Annotated in this window: 16 protein-coding genes; 8 read left to right on the top strand and 8 right to left on the bottom strand. The window is 60.3% G+C overall.

Features of this window, described 5'->3' with window-relative positions:
* Positions 1-21: 21 nt before the first annotated feature.
* Positions 22-1308 carry an aromatic ring-hydroxylating dioxygenase subunit alpha gene (locus tag OP496_RS02595; protein WP_280561825.1) on the bottom strand — a complete coding sequence of 429 codons (1287 nt, stop codon included), beginning with the start codon at positions 1306-1308 and terminating at the stop codon, positions 22-24.
* Positions 1309-1591: 283 nt separating this feature from the next.
* On the opposite strand from OP496_RS02595, the gene OP496_RS02590 reads away from it, so the two are divergent.
* Positions 1592-2698: a hybrid-cluster NAD(P)-dependent oxidoreductase gene (locus tag OP496_RS02590; RefSeq protein WP_280561824.1), complete on the top strand. Its 1107-nt coding sequence runs from the start codon at positions 1592-1594 to the stop codon at positions 2696-2698.
* A 33-nt stretch (positions 2699-2731) separates the two neighbouring features.
* Here the strand turns inward: OP496_RS02590 and OP496_RS02585 are convergent, their stop codons facing one another.
* The gene (locus OP496_RS02585) at positions 2732-3307 is read right to left on the bottom strand and encodes a cation transporter (RefSeq protein WP_348521996.1); all 576 of its coding nucleotides are present in this window, start codon (positions 3305-3307) and stop codon (positions 2732-2734) included.
* 244 nt (positions 3308-3551) lie between these two features.
* Here OP496_RS02585 and OP496_RS02580 point away from each other — a divergent pair, with 244 nt between their 5' ends.
* A complete protein-coding gene (locus OP496_RS02580) occupies positions 3552-5855 on the top strand; it encodes a CehA/McbA family metallohydrolase (RefSeq protein WP_280561822.1) in 2304 nt (767 codons plus the stop codon).
* Positions 5856-6020: 165 nt separating this feature from the next.
* Here the strand turns inward: OP496_RS02580 and OP496_RS02575 are convergent, their stop codons facing one another.
* The gene (locus OP496_RS02575; protein WP_348521307.1) at positions 6021-7253 is read right to left on the bottom strand and encodes an MFS transporter; all 1233 of its coding nucleotides are present in this window, start codon (positions 7251-7253) and stop codon (positions 6021-6023) included.
* Positions 7254-7378: 125 nt separating this feature from the next.
* Between OP496_RS02575 and OP496_RS02570 the strand changes: the two genes are divergently transcribed.
* Positions 7379-8311: an AraC family transcriptional regulator gene (locus tag OP496_RS02570; RefSeq protein WP_280561821.1), complete on the top strand. Its 933-nt coding sequence runs from the start codon at positions 7379-7381 to the stop codon at positions 8309-8311.
* Between the two features lie 61 nt (positions 8312-8372).
* Here the strand turns inward: OP496_RS02570 and OP496_RS02565 are convergent, their stop codons facing one another.
* The gene (locus OP496_RS02565) at positions 8373-9014 is read right to left on the bottom strand and encodes a LysE family transporter (RefSeq protein ID WP_280561820.1); all 642 of its coding nucleotides are present in this window, start codon (positions 9012-9014) and stop codon (positions 8373-8375) included.
* A 103-nt stretch (positions 9015-9117) separates the two neighbouring features.
* Here OP496_RS02565 and OP496_RS02560 point away from each other — a divergent pair, with 103 nt between their 5' ends.
* Positions 9118-9681 carry a thiamine pyrophosphate-dependent enzyme gene (locus OP496_RS02560; RefSeq protein ID WP_280561819.1) on the top strand — a complete coding sequence of 188 codons (564 nt, stop codon included), beginning with the start codon at positions 9118-9120 and terminating at the stop codon, positions 9679-9681.
* A gap of 116 nt (positions 9682-9797) precedes the next feature.
* Here OP496_RS02560 and phnE (OP496_RS02555) read toward each other — a convergent pair whose 3' ends face one another.
* The 4 genes from phnE (OP496_RS02555) to phnD all read right to left on the bottom strand — a co-directional run bounded on the left by phnE (OP496_RS02555) (position 9798) and on the right by phnD (position 13319).
* Positions 9798-10601 carry a phosphonate ABC transporter, permease protein PhnE gene (gene phnE / locus OP496_RS02555; protein ID WP_280561818.1) on the bottom strand — a complete coding sequence of 268 codons (804 nt, stop codon included), beginning with the start codon at positions 10599-10601 and terminating at the stop codon, positions 9798-9800.
* Positions 10598-11398, bottom strand: a complete 801-nt coding sequence (gene phnE, locus OP496_RS02550) for a phosphonate ABC transporter, permease protein PhnE (RefSeq protein WP_280561817.1) — start codon at positions 11396-11398, stop codon at positions 10598-10600. The genes phnE (OP496_RS02555) and phnE (OP496_RS02550) overlap by 4 nt, the downstream gene beginning before the upstream one ends.
* Positions 11395-12186 carry a phosphonate ABC transporter ATP-binding protein gene (gene phnC / locus OP496_RS02545; RefSeq protein ID WP_280561815.1) on the bottom strand — a complete coding sequence of 264 codons (792 nt, stop codon included), beginning with the start codon at positions 12184-12186 and terminating at the stop codon, positions 11395-11397. Before phnC ends, phnE (OP496_RS02550) begins: the two co-directional genes overlap by 4 nt.
* Positions 12187-12263: 77 nt before the next feature.
* Complete coding sequence (phnD, locus tag OP496_RS02540; protein ID WP_280561813.1) at positions 12264-13319, bottom strand: phosphate/phosphite/phosphonate ABC transporter substrate-binding protein; 1056 nt, start codon at positions 13317-13319, stop codon at positions 12264-12266.
* Positions 13320-13517: 198 nt separating this feature from the next.
* Between phnD and OP496_RS02535 the strand changes: the two genes are divergently transcribed.
* Genes OP496_RS02535 through gstA form a run of 4 tightly spaced genes read left to right on the top strand, consistent with a single transcriptional unit; the run spans position 13518 to position 16640 of the window.
* On the top strand, positions 13518-14351 hold the full coding sequence (locus OP496_RS02535) for a DeoR/GlpR family DNA-binding transcription regulator (RefSeq protein ID WP_280561811.1): 834 nt from the start codon (positions 13518-13520) through the stop codon (positions 14349-14351).
* Positions 14348-15151: an HAD-IIB family hydrolase gene (locus OP496_RS02530; RefSeq protein WP_280561810.1), complete on the top strand. Its 804-nt coding sequence runs from the start codon at positions 14348-14350 to the stop codon at positions 15149-15151. Before OP496_RS02535 ends, OP496_RS02530 begins: the two co-directional genes overlap by 4 nt.
* Positions 15152-15182: 31 nt before the next feature.
* Positions 15183-15989 (top strand): MBL fold metallo-hydrolase, encoded by an 807-nt coding sequence (locus OP496_RS02525; RefSeq protein ID WP_280561809.1) that lies wholly within the window; start codon positions 15183-15185, stop codon positions 15987-15989.
* 45 nt (positions 15990-16034) lie between these two features.
* On the top strand, positions 16035-16640 hold the full coding sequence (gene gstA, locus OP496_RS02520) for a glutathione transferase GstA (RefSeq protein WP_280561807.1): 606 nt from the start codon (positions 16035-16037) through the stop codon (positions 16638-16640).
* Positions 16641-16665: the final 25 nt, after the last annotated feature.

Below are 16665 nucleotides of genomic sequence, written 5' to 3'. Positions count from 1 at the left end.
GCTAGCGCATGATGTCAGGGGTCAGCCCTGTACGACCTGCAACGAGGGCGTCTCTGCTTCCAGGTAGGAGAGCAGGGTTTCGCTATACCAGTCGACGAAGTCGATCACGCCGAACTCGTAAGTCTCGGAGTAGGGGCCGGGCTGGTAGGCGATGGAGTTGATGCCGCGCTGGTTTTCCTCCGCCAGTTGCCGGTCCTGATCGTTGGTGGCGTCCCACACCTTGCGTAGCCATTGCGGGTCGTAGTCGACGCCTTCCTGGGCATCTTTGCGGACTAGCCACTTGGTGGTCACCAGGGTCTGTTGCGGGCCCAGTGGTAGCACCCGGAAGACCACGGCATGATCGCCCATGAAATGGTTCCAGGAATTAGGCAGGTGCAAAATGCGCAGCGAGCCCAGATCGGGACTCGTCAAGCGTCCCATCAGTTTTCCGCAGCCAGGCTTGCCGTCCATGGTCATCGACATGACGCCGTCGATCATCGGCGTGCGAGTCAGGCGTTGGCGCTTGCCGAAGTACTTGAGCTCCCAGGGCACCTGCAGGCTTTCCCAATGCGCTTGCTGGCGGGCGACCAGTTCGCGATAGGCAGGCGTGGCACGTGGGTCGTCGGTGTCGTCGTACTCGATCAGCGAGTTGAGCAGCTCCGGGTGGGCACCGTTGCAGTGATAGCATTCGCGGTTGTTCTCGATCACCAGCTTCCAGTTGGCCTGCTCGACGATGCTGGATTCCGCCGCGACCTTGACGTTGTCCATCTCGTAAGGCGCTAGGTACTCATCCAGTGTCGCTAGAAAGTCGTCGATGGCCGGTGGCTGGTCGGCGAGGCTGATGAAGATGAAACCGCCGGCGCTCTTCACTGCCACCGGCTTGAGGCCATGAGCTGAAAGATCGAAATTTTCGCCCATGTCCTGCCCGGCGAACAGCAGGCGGCCGTCGAGTTCATAAGTCCATTGATGATAGGGGCAGACCAGCTTGGCGACCTTGCCTTTCTCCTGTGTGCACAGCCTTGATCCACGGTGGCGGCAGACGTTGTGGAAGGCATGCAGCGTGCCTTGATCGCCACGTACGACGATGATGGGGTTGTCGCCGATCTGTACGGTCAGGTAATTACCCTTGGTGGGTAGCTCGCAGGTCATGCCGACGAACAGCCACTCATGGGTGAAGATTTCCTGCATATCCAGCGCGAACACGCGCGGATCATTATAGAAGGGTTGCGGCAGCGAATACGTGCGCCGACGCTGGCGAAGCATGTCGGCGGTCGCGTCACGCGCGGCGGCCAAGGGATCGTCGAGTGCGGATGTAGCGAGCAGATCCATGAAGGCATCCTCTTCGTGCGCCGTGTCGGATAACGGAGGCGCCATGACATTGAGTGAGTGTGCTTGAGAGGCGTGAGTGACACGGAGTGTGGCGTATTGCCACCAGTGGGGATTGTCTGCCCGCGACATTGGCCGATGCCGTGACGACGTCAGTTGGCGGTTGCTCTCGTGATGGCGGCTGGAGCAGGCATGCACGTGTCGTTGGCAGGCAAGTGGTCGGTGCGGGGGGCGCCCACAATGCGCCTGACAGTCAGATACCGCCGTGCGACCGGGTAGCCATCTTATGACCTTGAACTATTTCAATCCCGTCAATACCCAGACCTGGACTAATGGGCGCCATAATGTGCGTTGCGTAAAGGTCATCCAGGAAACCTGGGATGTGCGCACCTTCTGCTTCATGGCCGATCAGCCAGTGCTGTTCTTCTTCAAGCCCGGGCAATTCGTGACACTGGAACTGGAGATCGATGGCGAGCCGATCATGCGCTCCTACACGATTTCCAGCTCCCCCTCGGTGCCCTATAGCTTCTCGATCACGGTCAAGCGTCTTCCCGATGGACGCGTTTCCAACTGGCTACATGATAACCTGCAGGTCGGCAGCGAGCTGGTCGTTCACGGGCCGGTGGGGGATTTCAACGTCATCGACTACCCCGCCGACAAGGTGCTCATGCTTTCCGGCGGGGTCGGTGTCACCCCCTTGATGTCGATGACGCGCTGGTTTTTCGATACCAACGCCAATGTCGACCTACAGTTCGTGCACAGCGCACGCGAGCCACGCGACATCATCTTTCACCGCGAGCTGGAACATATCTTCTCTCGGATCCCCGATTTCCGGCTGCATATCGTCTGTGAGCGCGGCGATGAAAACGGTGTGGCCTGGGCGGGATTCCGTGGCTATCTGGCGCAGTCGATGCTCGAGTTGATGGTGCCGGATTACCTGGAGCGCGAAATCTTCTGCTGCGGCCCCACACCGTACATGAAGGCCGTCAGGCAGGTGTTGCAGAGCAACGGCTTCGACATGAGCCACTATCACGAGGAGTCGTTCGGGGCCACGCCCGCCGAGGTGCGCGCCGACGTACAGGAACTGGCCGAGCAGGCCGAAGCGGAGTTGGAAGCCGTCGATACCGCCGACATGCTGCAGGTCGAATTCAGCTCCAGTGGCAAGAGTATTCGCATTCTGCCTGAGGAGACCGTACATTCCGCCGCCGCCAAGCTCGGTCTACACATCCCCAAGGCCTGCGGGATGGGCATCTGCGGAACTTGCAAGGTCAAGAAGCTCTCGGGCGACGTCAATATGGAGCACAACGGCGGCATTACCGAGGACGACGAAGCGGACGGTTACATCCTGAGCTGCTGCAGCACGCCCAGGAGCAACGTCGCTATCGAGTTCTGAAGAAGAGGGAGTAATGACCCGGCGAGGCACCGTTCAACGAGGTTCGGTGGACGGCATGCCGGGTCTTTCTTTCGCGTGCGCTTGACGCAGCTCGCCACGCGCCTGGCGGGCGATCTTCCAGCCGCCGGACAGCGAGAGAAACGCGAATACCCCACCGACGATCAAGTCGGGCAGGGCGGTGCCGCTGCCGAATACACCCAGCGCGGCGAGCAGCACGGCACCGTTGCCGATGACATCGTTGCGCGTGCAGATCCACACGCTGCGCATGTTGCTGTCGCCCTCGCGATAGCGCATCAACAGCAAAAGCACCGCGAGATTGGCGATCAGTGCCAAAAGCCCCACTGCGCCCATGGTCGGCGCGTCCGGATAACTGCCCGCTATTAGATTATGCAGCGTCACTCCCAGTACAACGACGCCGAAGCCTGCCAGCGTCGCGGCCTTGATGAGTGACGCGCGAGCACGCCAGATCAGGCCCATGCCCAGTACGCCGAGGCTGATGGCGTAATTCGCCGCGTCGCCGAGAAAGTCGAGCGAATCGGCCATCAGCGAAGTCGAATCCGCCTTCATCCCCGCCAGCATCTCGAAGCCGAACATCACCGCGTTGACCAACAGTGCTATCCACAGTACGCGCCGGTAACGCGATGTTGATTGTGGTGGAGGGGAAGAAGGACCGCAGCAGCATGCCATTAGAGACCTCGTATCGTTTGTCGATCAATATGCCCTGATTTTACAACCCTAAAGTGGGCTCCAGGGCAAGCGCTCTTTCACAGATGAGCGTAATTTGAACGAGAAATCAAAATTATGAATAATGGAAAAGACAATCTTGGATAATAATTCAATATTAGAGGGGCTCATGACACGTTCAAGATGGAACCTCTTGCCGCTGGCGGCACTGACCTTGGGCGCTGCCTCACTGACGCAGGCCGATGTCAGCGTGACGCGCGGCGCAACCGACATTCCCGATGGCGAGGCCTCTCACGTCGAGGACATTACCGTCGCCAACGACAAGCTGGCCTTCGCGCTGGCCGTCGAGTCACGGCCGCCCTGGGGCGTGCCGCGTGGCACATTGGTCGACTTGGCGGCGGTAAAAGGCGGCGAGATCGACCTCGACCGCGTTGCCTTCGCCGATTTCATTCCCAACAACTGGTCTGCCTGGCCCAACGACGGCAAGAACGTCGAAGTCGTCGATAAGTCGCCCGAGCGCGCGGTGGTCCGCGTTAGCCGCAACTTCGGCGAGGCGATGGTCACCACCACCTACACGCTGGATGCCGACAGCGACCGAGTGCATCTGGAAACGGTGCTCGACAACCAGGGCGACGAGCCGTTGGACGCCATTCGCTCCGGCTTCACGCTGTGGCCGGATACTGGCTATCTGTTCGGCGTACCCGGGCTAGGCGACGCCAAGGAGACCGAAGCCAGCGACGCACTCACCGACCGCATGGTCGCTTACGACCAGGATTGGGCCTTCGCCCTGCATGCGCCATATTTTGATCGCATCAACTACGAAGGCCAGGACATGTACTTGGAACACAGCCTGAAAGCCGGCGAGTCGCGCCGTTTCGAAGGCTGGTTGCAGGTGGTGCCGGAAGGCGATCTGGTGCCGGTGGTTGCCAACGAAATCGAACGCAAGAATCTCGATAGCGGCGAGATTCATGGTCGGCTAAGTGATGGCGACGGCGAGGCGCCCGCCAATGGTCTGGTGATGGTCGAGAAAGAAGGCGCGCCTTACGCTTGGACGTTGGCCGACGATGGCAAGTTCTCGATGCCGCTGCCGGCGGGCAAGTACCAGGCTTACGCTACTGCGGAAGGCTTTGCCAACTCCGAGCCGGTCGAACTGAATGTCACCGACGGCAGCGAGCGCGAGCTGATCTTCGACGACATGCGCGGTCCCGGCACCTTGTCGCTGGATATTCGCGGCGCTGACAATGACACCCCGCGCGACGCACGCCTGACGATTCTCGAAGGCCAGCAGCCGCCGGTGGAATTCCTCGGTAAGCAGACCTTCTTCACCGAACTGGACCCGGCCGGGCATGCCGAGCTCAAGCTGGCGCCCGGCGATTACCGCTTGGGCGTCAACGCCGGCGCCGGTTTTACGGCCCGCGAGAAAACGCTGGATGTCAGTCTTGAGACCGGCGAAGAAATCGACAGGACCATTGAGATCGAGCGTCTCGTCGAACCCAACGACGAACACTGGTATGGCGCCGATCTGCACCATCACGCCAATGTGCTGGAAGGCACCACACCGCCGGACATGGTGGTGCGTGCACAGTTGGCCACGGATCTCGATCTGACCTTCATCAGCGATCACGATTCCACTGCCAATCACGCTACCTTCCGCAAGCTCTCCGCCGAGCGCGGCGTGCCGTTCATACCCTCCATCGAGATTTCGCCCTCGTGGGGCCACATGAACCCGTTCCCCATCGAAATGAACGGTGAGCTCAAGGTCGACCCCGGTACCGATGACGTGCAAGACATCCTCAAAGACGCGCGCCGCCTGGGTGCCGAGGTGATTCCCATGAATCATCCGTACAACGCCTATGGTTATCTGCAGAACTTAGGCGCTGGCAAGGTACCCGGCGGCTTTACCACCGGCTTCGACCTGCTCGAGCTCAACGCCGAGGTGGATAACGCGCCGACCTTGAAGGCCGCGCATCGCTTGTGGGATCAAGGCACGCGCATGTACTTCACGGCGGGCACGGATACCCACGATGCCTGGAACGACCTCACCGGTCGCATCCGCATGATGGGCCACGTGCCCGGTGAGTTGAGCCCGAGCACCTTCGCTCGTGCCCTCAAGGATGGCCACGGCTACGCGACCCAGGGGCCGCTGCTGTTTCCCGAGAACCACATGTTCGGCGACAGCCTACGTCTGATGGAAGACGCCAAGGGCGAATGGACCCTGAACGCCACCGCCGTCAACGGCCTCAAGGAAGCGCGCTTGATCGGCCAGGGAGGCGAAGTGCTTGCCACGCAATCCATCGACGGCACTGACGCGACGTTGACCTTCGATATCCCCGGCGACGCCAACGGCTGGGTCGCTCTCGAAGTCGACGATGCCGATGGCGATACTGCCTGGACGAACCCGCTGTGGCTCGAACGTTCTAGCAAGACCGATTATCTTGGTAATAAAGACGGCGCCGACGAGGAAGACGCCTGATCCCGCTATCCGGCCCTCGTCACCACAACCACGATAACGCGTCGTCAAACCCCCTGCTCAAAGGGGCTTCAAGGGAATGCCACGCCTTCGGGCGTGGCTTTTTTGTGGGCGGTCGGGGAGGGCCGTCAACCGTGCTGTTTCTCGATTGACGGATGCTTGTCTGCTTTATTGGCAGGCTACCGCGACGGCATCATCATCGGTGGAGACAGTCGGCTGCGTTCTCACGCCGACAAGCACCAGAGCGGCGGCAGCCAGCAATAGCGTGCCGGCCGTCGCGCACACTCCCAGCACGCCGCTGATATCGAACATCACCCCACCGACGGCGGCGCCCAGCGCGATCGCCAGCTGGATCGAAGCGACAATCAAACCGCCGCCGCTTTCTGCCTCATCCGGTACGACGCGGGTGATCCAGGTCGACCAGGCGACTGGCACGGCACCGAAGGCGAAGCCCCATAGGGCCACCATGAGGACATCGGTGCCCATTGAAATGCCGCCCAGCGTGGCCAACAGCCAGCCCAGCATGCCCATGATCAGCGGCATCAGCAGCAGTGTCAGTCGCAGGCTGCGCTCAAGTAGATAACCCGCGACCAACGTGCCGACGAAGTTCGCCACACCGAACGCCAGTAGGGTCGAAGAAAGCTCGTTGATGCCCATCCCGGACACGGCTTCAAGAAACGGACGAACATAGGTGAAAAAGGCGAAATGGCCGCAGAACACCAGCAGAATGGCGACGATGCCGACTGCCATGCCCGGCCGTTTTATTACGCTCACCAACGTACCAAGGGGTGTCGGACGCTCAGGTGTCATCCGTGGCAGGGTGGCGTACTGCAGTATCAGCGTGAGTACTGAGAGCGCGGTCGCGAGAAGGAAAACGTTGCGCCAGCCAATCATGTCGCCGAGATAGCTGCCCAGCGCAGCGGCGCTAATGGTGGCGATGGGGACGCCGGTAAACAGCAGCGACAATGCGCGCGGAACGTCATGTTCCGCCACTAGCCGCATCACCGTGGCGGTCGACAGTGCCCAGAAGCCGCCCAGTGCCACACCGAGCAGTATCCGGCCGATCAGCAACCAGATCAGATGCGGGGCGAAGGCTACCACCAGGTTGGCCGCGATCATCAGCACGGAGAATCCTAGTAGCACGTGGCGCCGGTCGAGGCGTTGCGTCACGGACGTCACCAGCAAGCCGGATAGCAGCGCCACCACCGCCGTGACGGTAACGGCCTGCCCGGCTTGGCCTTCGCTGATCATGAGCGAATCCGCCATCGGGGTCAGCAGACTGGCCGGCAGGAATTCGGCCATCACCAGGCTGAAGACGCCCATCGTCAGCGAAAGCACGGCGACCCAGCGCGATGGCGTGGGCGACGCGTACGTCGAGCGTTGAGGTTCTTGCGTCGTCATTTCGATAGTTCCGATCAATACTTGGGATGGTGCATAGACTAAAGTATTATCTTAGGATCTCCTATCACTAAAGCCCCGACATGATTGATCAAGAGTCCGAAATTTTTGCCACTGACGGCGCTGGAGTGAGCTCCAGCGAATGGATCAACGAGCTGCTCCTCGGTATGCGCCTGTCGGGGTTGAACTATCGTCGTCTCCAGGTCGCACCGCCCTTCGGCATTCGTTTCGATACTCACTCCAGCTGCGCGCAATTTCACTTCGTCGCCCAAGGCCCCGTCATACTGCGGATCGGTGTAGAGGAACAGAGCCTGGAGACCGGCGATGCCGTACTTTTACCTCGGGGCGGCCAGCACTGTCTGCTTTCTTCGCCCGAAGTGAAGAGTCGCGATATCGAGCAGATTGACGCGCTGCCTTTATGTGACGATTTCAGTTGCGTCAATGAATGCCCGGATACGCTCGACGGTACGCCTCCGGTGCGACTTTTCAGCGGCTGCATGCAGTTCGATCTAGGCGGCATGCAGCCGCTGTTGACGCTGATGCCCGCCGTGATGCACGTCGACACGTTACTCTCGCGCTATCCCGAAATACTGCCGATGCTGGAAGCGATGGCGCGCGAGGCGAGTCTCGAGCGGGCTGGCGCTGCGGGTATTCTGTCCCGGCTAGCCGACGTCGTGGCTGCCAGCATCGTACGGGGTTGGGTCGAGTGTGGCTGCGCCGACATCGGTGGCTGGATCGAGGCGTTGCGCGATCCGCGTCTGGGCAAGGTCATCGCCGCTGTCCACCGTGAACCTGGCCGAGACTGGACAGTGGCTACCATGGCGGCGGAGATGGGCAGCTCACGCTCGGTTTTCGCCGAACGCTTCCGCTGCTCGCTGGGTGTCTCGCCGCTCGGCTACGTCACCCAATTGCGTATGCGTCTGGCTACGCAATGGATCACCGAGCGGCAGCTTTCGATCGATCAGATTGCCTGGCGTCTGGGATACGGTTCCCAAGCCGCTTTCAGTCGCGCCTTCAAACGCTCGACCGGACAGACACCTGGAAAGTTCAGGCACGGCTAAGTGACCGCGCCAAGCGTAGCAGGCCGAGGCCGGCTCGGAGCTTTGCGGCTGATGATGGGCCTCAGCGATGCGAGGCCGCCAAGGTCCCTCCGGCGGCAATAAATAAGCTGCCCGTGGTGCGATTGAACAGTTTCACGCGGCGTGGACTACGAAACCAACGACCGATCCCTGAGCCCATCGTGGCGTAGCTCGACATGGTGGTGAGGTCGATGGCCAGCCAGGTCAGCGACAGAATCGCAAATTGCGGCAGTTGCGAGGCACCGAGGTCAATGAAGCCGGGAAACAATGCGCCGAAGAAAAGTAGGTCCTTGGGATTGCTGATACCCACAGTAAAACCGCGCCATAAGAGGGCACGCGTACCGGTTCGCTCGATGGGCTGCGAGCTCTGTGCGGCATTGCCCGTCATTGACGCCGCCGTCATCGGTGCGCGCCATGCCTGTACGCCTAGATAGATGAGATACGCCGCGCCCACGCCCTTGAGCAACGTGAAGGCAAGCTCAGAAGTTGCCAGGATAGCCCCCAGCCCCAAAGACGACAGCCCCATGAGAACCAGCGATGCCGTCGCCCCACCGATTACCGTCGCTAGCGCGCGTTGTCGGCCATGGCGCAGCCCATGATGCATGCATAACAAGGCCACTGGGCCGGGAAAAGCGATCAGTGCGGAGATAACGCCGACATAGGTTAGCCACGTCGTCAGCTCCATGGAACTAACCTCCGTTCATGAGTGGGTCGTGTTTATGAATGGGCGCGCATGGCCACCGGATATTCATGGCGGGTGACCAAGCGATGATATATCAATTCTCTGCTTGTTGCTTCACATTCACGCCAACGGCCAACGCCGTACGCTTTCCAGCCTCGTTCACGGCACCATGGCCAACGCCTATCCGCAGGCCATCGGCATTCAGGAGGCGTTTCCCGAGCGGCAAGTTATCGCCATGTGTGGCGATGGCGGTCTGACCATGCTGATGGGCGATCTTCTCACCCTCAAGCAAGAGAAAGTGCCGCTCAACATCGTCGTCTACAACAACAGCTCGCTGGGCTTCGTCGAACTCGAACAGAAGGTCGATGGTCTGCTCGACAGCTACACTGACCTTGAGAATCCCGACTTCGATAAACTTGCCCAGGCCACGGGTATTTGGGGCAAACGCGTCGAGGAAGCCCACGAGCTCAAGCCTGCCATCACTGAATGGCTCAAACATGACGGCCCCGCGCTACTCGACGTCAAGGTCAACCGTATGGAGCTCGTCATGCCACCCAAGGTAGCCGCCGGAGAAGTCGCCTCCACCGCGCTTTACTCCACCAAAGCCGTCCTCAACGGCCGCATGGAAGACGTCGTCGACCTCGTCAAAAGCAACTTCTTCGAGCGCTAAGCCGTCAAAAGTTAATGCTCACTCTCAACCGGGCGCTGACAAACGCCCGGTTTTTCGTAGTGTGTCAGGCTGGGTGACGGATATCGCGACTAACTTGATCTCGTAGCGCCATGTCTTCAGATCACCTTCTTGCGTAGCCAGGCGGCGACGGCCTCACCGGCGATGACGAGCACGATGATGGCCAGCAATACGGTGGCGACGGTGGGCCAGTCCAGCGTGTCGATGGCACCCTGGAGAATCACGCCGATGCCGCCGGCGCCTACCAGACCGAGCACGGTAGATTCACGCAGGTTGATGTCCCAGCGCAGGATGCTGACTGCGAAGAAGGTTGGGACCACCTGCGGCACGATGGCATAGAGGATGACCTTGGCGCGCGAAGCGCCGGTCGCTTCCAGAGCCTCCACCGGGCGACGATCGATCTCCTCGATGGCCTCACCCATCAGCTTGCCGAGAAAGCCCAGCGAACGGAACATGATGGCAATGATCCCTGCCAGCACGCCCGGTCCGAAAATCGCAACGAACAATAATGCCCAGATGAGTGTGTTCACTGAGCGGCTGGAGACCAGGATGAAACGTCCCAGCCACAAGGTGAACCGGTTTGGAGTCGTGTTCTGTGCCGAGATGTAGGCGATCGGCAGCGACACGAACACCGCCACGAAGGTCGCCAAGGTGGCGATATTGAGTGTTTCGATCAGTGCCCAGGAAATCGCCCGCCAGTTGCTGAATTCCGGCGGTACCATGCGCCGAAACAAGTCACCGATCTGCAGCGGCGCATCCCAGACCCAAGCCCAGATGACATCCAGGGTCGCCACCGACCAAGTGACTGCCAGCGCCACCACGATAAGGCCGGCGAAATGTTTCCAGCGTTGCTGGGGGCTATAGCGCGACCAGGCGCGCTCGGCCACGGATGGTTGTGTCACCAGATCGCCCTCCTGATACGTCCACTTATGGCCTCGCTGACTAGAATTACGGCGATGATCACCAACGTGATGGCCAGTGCGAAGTCATAATCGTAGCGACCGAAGGCGTTCATCAACGTGGAGCCGATACCTCCTGCGCCCACGATACCCACGACGGCTGAAGCACGCAGATTGCTGTCGAGCTGATAGATCGACAGGCCTATCTGACGTGGCATGATTTGCGGCAGCACGGCGAATTGCAGCACCGTGAGATAGCGTGTGCCACTGGCGCGCAGTGCCTCAACTTGCCCCCAATCGATTTCCTCGATGCGCTCGGCAAGCATCTTGGCGACGAAGCCGATCGAGTAAATGGTGAGCGTCAGGATACCTGCCACCGGGCCGAAGCCCACCGCCTTGACGAACAGAATGGCGACGATCACCGGATGGAAGCTGCGGGTGATGATGATCAACGCGCGTCCGATCAGGTAGATCGGTTTGATGGCGATGTTGCGTGCCGCCATGAACGCGATCGGAACGCTCAGCACGAGCCCCAGCAAGGTGGCGAGAATGGCGATCTGGAGACTCTCCAGGAAGCCTTTGATCAACAGGTCGTGACGCGAAAAGTTGGGTGGAAAGGCACCCGAGAATATACGCGCTGCACGCTCCATGCCTTGGCTGACCCGCGCCCAGTCGAATGGGAGGGTGGAGGCTGCCCAACTCAGGTAGATGAGCGCGACGACGATCAGCCCCCAGCGCAGCCACGGGTTGGCTATGAAGGGCGGTTTACGCCAAGTGCGGGATGGAGTGGCGTCGTTCATGAGACCACCGCCCGGGATGTGTCCTGTTCGGCCTGTTGCTGGTCGTCCGCCGGTGTGCCGCTGTAAACGGTATCCATTGCGGATTGATCGAGATCCTCGGGCTTGCCGTCGAAAATCAGTCGCCCGAAACGCATTCCCACGATGCGCTGCGTATATTCGCGAGCCTCGGCGACATTGTGAATGTTGATCAGTACTGGCAGTTGTAGCTCCTGTGCGAGCGTCTGCAGCAATTCCATGATCTGACGTGAGCTGACAGGATCGAGCGAGGCGGTGGGCTCGTCGGCGAGCAGAATTTCCGGGTTCTGCATCAGGGCACGCACCACGCCGACGCGTTGGCGTTCGCCACCGGAGAGTTCATCGGCGCGTTTATTGGCGTATTGGGCTATCCCTACGCGTTCCATGAGCGTGTAGGCCCGCTCTATGTCCTCGGTTGGGTATTTACGTAGCGCGGCGCGCCAGTAGGGGATATAACCCAGGCGCCCGCACTGCACGTTTTCCATGACGGTCAGTCGGTCGACCAGGTTGAAGCCCTGAAAAATCATGCCGATGCGCCGTCTCGCCTTGCGGAGTTCATTGCCATGTAGCTGGGTCAGCTCTATATCGTTGAGCTCGATACTTCCCGAGGTCGGCTCGACCAACCGATTGATGCAACGTAGTAAAGTACTTTTACCAGCCCCTGAAGCGCCGATGATCGAAACTACCGATTCCTCGGGTACTTCGAGATCCAACCCCTTCAATACAGGCTCGTCGTGGCCGTAGCGCTTTACGAGTTGCCGAATTCGCAACATATTTATCCTCCTCGTTCGGATGCCTGTGACGGCACCCGAACGGTATTCACGAAAGCCTGCTGAACGTATCGCGCGGATCAACCATCGAGGTTGTCGGGGGTGTACTCCACGTCGTTGGCTTCCTGAATGTCACGGATGACTTCCCAATCCTTCTTGTAAGTCACGGGAACGAACTTGGTAACACCCTCGAATTCCTCGCCGAGTTCGGTACCGCGCATGTCGAAGGTAAAGAACGCTTCCTTGATCTTGTCGATCAGCTCGGGCTTCAAGTTGTGGGCGTATGTGTAGGCTGTAGTGGGGAATGGCTTGGACTCGTAGATGATCTTGACCTTTTCTGGATCGTAAAGATCGCGATCCGCCATGCGGTCGACGACCTCGGAGGCCACCGGCGCGGCATCGTAGTCACCAGCGACAACGCCGAGCATTGATTGATCGTGCGAGCCCGAGTAAACCACCTCGTAATCCTCGCCCGGTACGATGCCTTCTTTCGGGAATAGCGCGCGCGGGGCAAGGTTGCCGGAGTTGGAGGTGGGTGAGGTATGGGCTATGCGCTTACCTTCCAGGTCTTCCATGGTGTCGATGCCGCTGTCCTTGCGCGTATATAGCTGCAAGGTATAGCCGAATTCGCCATCCTCGGAGCCCATGATTGCGAAAGGCACGGCGCCGGCGAGATTGACCGCGAAGGGCGTCGGGCCGGTGGAGAACCCTGCAACATGAATGCGATCGCTGCGCATGGCTTCGATCTCGGCGGCATTGGACTGCACGGCATAGAAGCGCACGTCCTTGCCGGTCACCTCGCTGAGATGCTCGATGAACGGGTCCCAGATATCGGCATAGATGGCCGGATCCTCGACCGGAGTGTAGGCGAAGACCAGCGTCTCGGGATCGATGTATTGGTTGGGGTCGCTGGGTGCATCGGCGACCAGATCGCCGTTGGTATCGCAGTAGATCGAGGCCAGTTTACCTCGCTGCGAGCAATCCTCCGCTGCTTGAGCCGTGAGTGGCAGGGTCGCCAGCAGTGCCGTTGCCAAGAGATTGCGAGGGCGCAGTACGCCGCGGAACAAGGCAGAAAGGGCATTGGTGAAAGTGATGGATGGCGCGTGTTCAAACGCGTGAAAAGCATCGTGGGTCATGGCGTGGACTCCTTGTATCCCTGACTGTGATTGTTCGTTTGGGATTATCTGGAGGCTAGACTAGCTAAATTGGTATTTACAACAAAAATGCAGCATTGTTCGCCTATAGTCGCAATACAATGTGGCGAAACACAGATTAAAGTGTGGGAAACAGCGACCCAGGTAGCCTTGCTAAATGTGTTAAGGAGTCTTAGCGTCATGAGCCGCAAGCCGCGCAAGGACGAACGTCATGCTCAGATTCTCGAGGTTCTGCGCTATACGCCCCATGTGCGCATTGCGACGCTTGCCTCGCGCTTTGGGGTGACCACCGAGACGATACGCCGCGATCTGGACGCACTCAGCGACCAGGAGCTACTCGACCGTGCCCATGGCGGAGCCGTGGCGCGCCCGATGGGAATCCAGCCGCCCATTGATGAACGCGAGCGGGCGACTGTCGACGAGCGTCGGGCTATTGCCCATGCCGCTGCCCGGCTGGTGGAGCCCGGTCAGGTCGTGATGATCGACGCCGGCTCCACGACTACTCAGCTTGCCTGGCAACTGGCGGCTAACGGACAAACGCTGACCGTCATCACCAACAGCTACCCGGTAGCACGTGCGATGGCGTCCTCGGCGTCTCGACTGATCTTGTGCCCCGGCGACTTCAATGCCCGTGAAGGCGGTATTTTCGGGCAGGACACGACCGACTATCTGACCCGTTTTCACGCCAACATCGCCTTTATCGGCGCCAGCGGTTTGACGCAGGAAGGCATTCTCGACGTTAACCGTGACGCTGCTTGGGTCAAGCGCACGCTGATTGAGCGCAGCGAAAGGACCTACCTACTCGTCGACCACACCAAATTCGCCCAGACCGTACTCGAGCGGGTGGCACCGCTGAGCGTACTCGATGGCATCGTCACCGACCGAGCGCCATCCGATGCCATGGCGCAGCGTCTGAAACGTGCCGGTGTGGCCGTTCATATCGCCACTCTCGAGGTTATCGACAACGCGCTATCGGCGCGTGCCCCGGATACTGCCTGCGAGGATACTGCATGACCGCTCCCCAACCGTTGCAATGTGCGCCACGTGAGGCATTGGCCGGTGTGTCGGTGGTGCTGACCGATGTCGATGATACCTTGACTCGCCATGGTCGTTTGCCGAGTACGACGCTGGCCGCATTGGAGCGACTCGATGCTGCCGGCATTACAGTGATTCCGGTCACCGGCGGTTGCGCTGGCTGGTGCGATCATCTCGTTCGCGCCTGGCCGGTCGCGGCAGTAATCGGCGAAAGCGGTGCCTTCCGATTCCGGCGCACGCAGGCGGGGGGACTGGATATTCACAGCGTGCGATCGCTGGCAGCACTGAATGAGGAGCAGCACCAACTTCTAGCGATTGCCGAGCAAGCGATGCGCGCCGTACCCGGAGCCCGCCTGGCCGCTGATCAGCGTTACCGCCTGGCCGATGTTGCTGTCGACCATGGGCAAGATGTAGCGCCCCTTGATGATGACGCGATTGCGCGGTTAATCGCGGCTTTTCAGGACGCCGGCGCTAGTGCCCGAGCCAGTTCGATTCACGTCAATGCCTGGTTCGGCGATCATGACAAGGCCACCATGGCGGACTGGGTGCTTGAGCATGACCTTGGTCTTCGCCCCGAAGAGCGCCGAGATCGCGTTTTGTTCATCGGTGATGCGCCCAATGATGCGTCTCTTTTCCAGCGTCACCCGTTGAGCGTGGGCGTTGCCAACTTAGTCACGCGCCTCGATCAATTGCCTCGTCCTCCTCGCTGGCTTTGCAATGCCAGCCATGGCGATGGCTTCGTGGAGATGGCGGAGGCGCTGCTAGCGGCGAGAACGTGACCAATCGCTAACGTGAGGGAGGAGCGTGGAGATGTCATCGGGATTTCTATGCGCGACATGCGGGGTGCAGTATCCCGCGAGTGAAACGCCGCCGGCGCGGTGTCCGGTGTGTGAGGACGAGCGCCAGTACGTGCCGGCGTCGGGCCAGCAGTGGACGACGCCGACGGCCCTGGCGGCGGGGCATACCAATACCTTTCGCGAGATGGCACCGGGGCTGTTGGCATTGGCCACGGTACCGAAATTCGCCATCGGCCAGCGGGCGTTCTTGCTGCGCACGCCCCACGGCAATGTGCTGTGGGATTGCCTTAGCCTGCTGGATGCGGCGACGGTCACGTTGATCGAGGCGCTGGGCGGCTTGCGCGCCATCGTCATTTCGCACCCGCATTATTACGCCACTATGGCGGGCTGGGGGCGTGCGTTCGATTGCCCGGTATATGTGCACGCAGCGGATCGCGAATGGATCATGTGTTCGGACGAGACGTTGCACCCGTGGCAGGGTGAGACGCTGGAGGTACTGCCCGGAGTGACGGCGCACCGCCTGGGCGGTCATTTCCCCGGCGCCAGCGTGCTGCATTGGGAAGCTCGTGGGCTATTGTTGACGGGAGACACGCTGCTGGTCACGCCGGACCGCATGGCATCCTTCATGTGGTCGTATCCTAACCATATTCCGTTGCCTGTCGACGAGGTGGCACGCATTGGCGCGCGCTTGCAGCGTCTCGACTTCGAGGCCGCCTACGCGGCATTCTGGGGCAGTGAGATCACCGCCGATGCCAGCGCCGTGGTGGCGCTGTCGGTAGCGCGTCATTGCCAGGCACTTGATGCGCCTCGGGCGAAGTGAACGCACACTCTTGTAACACCATATGACGATCATGGAGCGCATGATATGAAGCTGTATCTCAAGCCGGGTAGCTGTGCGATGGCCGTGCACATCGCGCTGGAAGAAGCGGAGCTGACCTACGAGATCGATAAAGTGGATCTGGCCGCCAAGAAAACGGAAAGCGGCGAGGATTATCTGGCGATCAGCCCCAATGGGTATGTGCCCGCTTTGGTGTTGGACGACGGCGAGGTGATGACCGAGGCGGCAGCGATTCTTCTCTACGTCGCTAACCTCGCACCGGAGGCCGAGATGGCGCCTTCCCCGGGTAGCAAGGCGTATTTCGAGCTATTGGGCCAACTGGTATTCATCTCCACCGAGTTGCACAAGAACTTCAGTCCTTTCTTCAAGCCCAACAGCGGCGACACCTGGCGCAGCATCGCGCAAAAAAATCTCGAGACGCGGCTATCGCTGATGAACGAGCGTCTGGCGTCGTCTGACTACGTGATGGGCGAGCGCTTCAGCGTGGCGGATGCCTACCTGTTCACGGTGCTCAGTTGGACGCAGGTGGTGGATATCTCGCTGGACGCGTGGCCCCATCTACAGCGTTATGTGGCGCGCATCGCCGAGCGGGACTCGGTTCAGCGCGCCATGCAGGCCGAAGGCTTGAAGTGAGCAATCGCTTGCTCTCGACCCGTTG

This window comes from Chromohalobacter sp. 48-RD10, from assembly GCF_029889785.1.
Lineage (GTDB): Bacteria > Pseudomonadota > Gammaproteobacteria > Pseudomonadales > Halomonadaceae > Chromohalobacter.
This window is presented reverse-complemented; position numbering and strand designations above follow the sequence as displayed.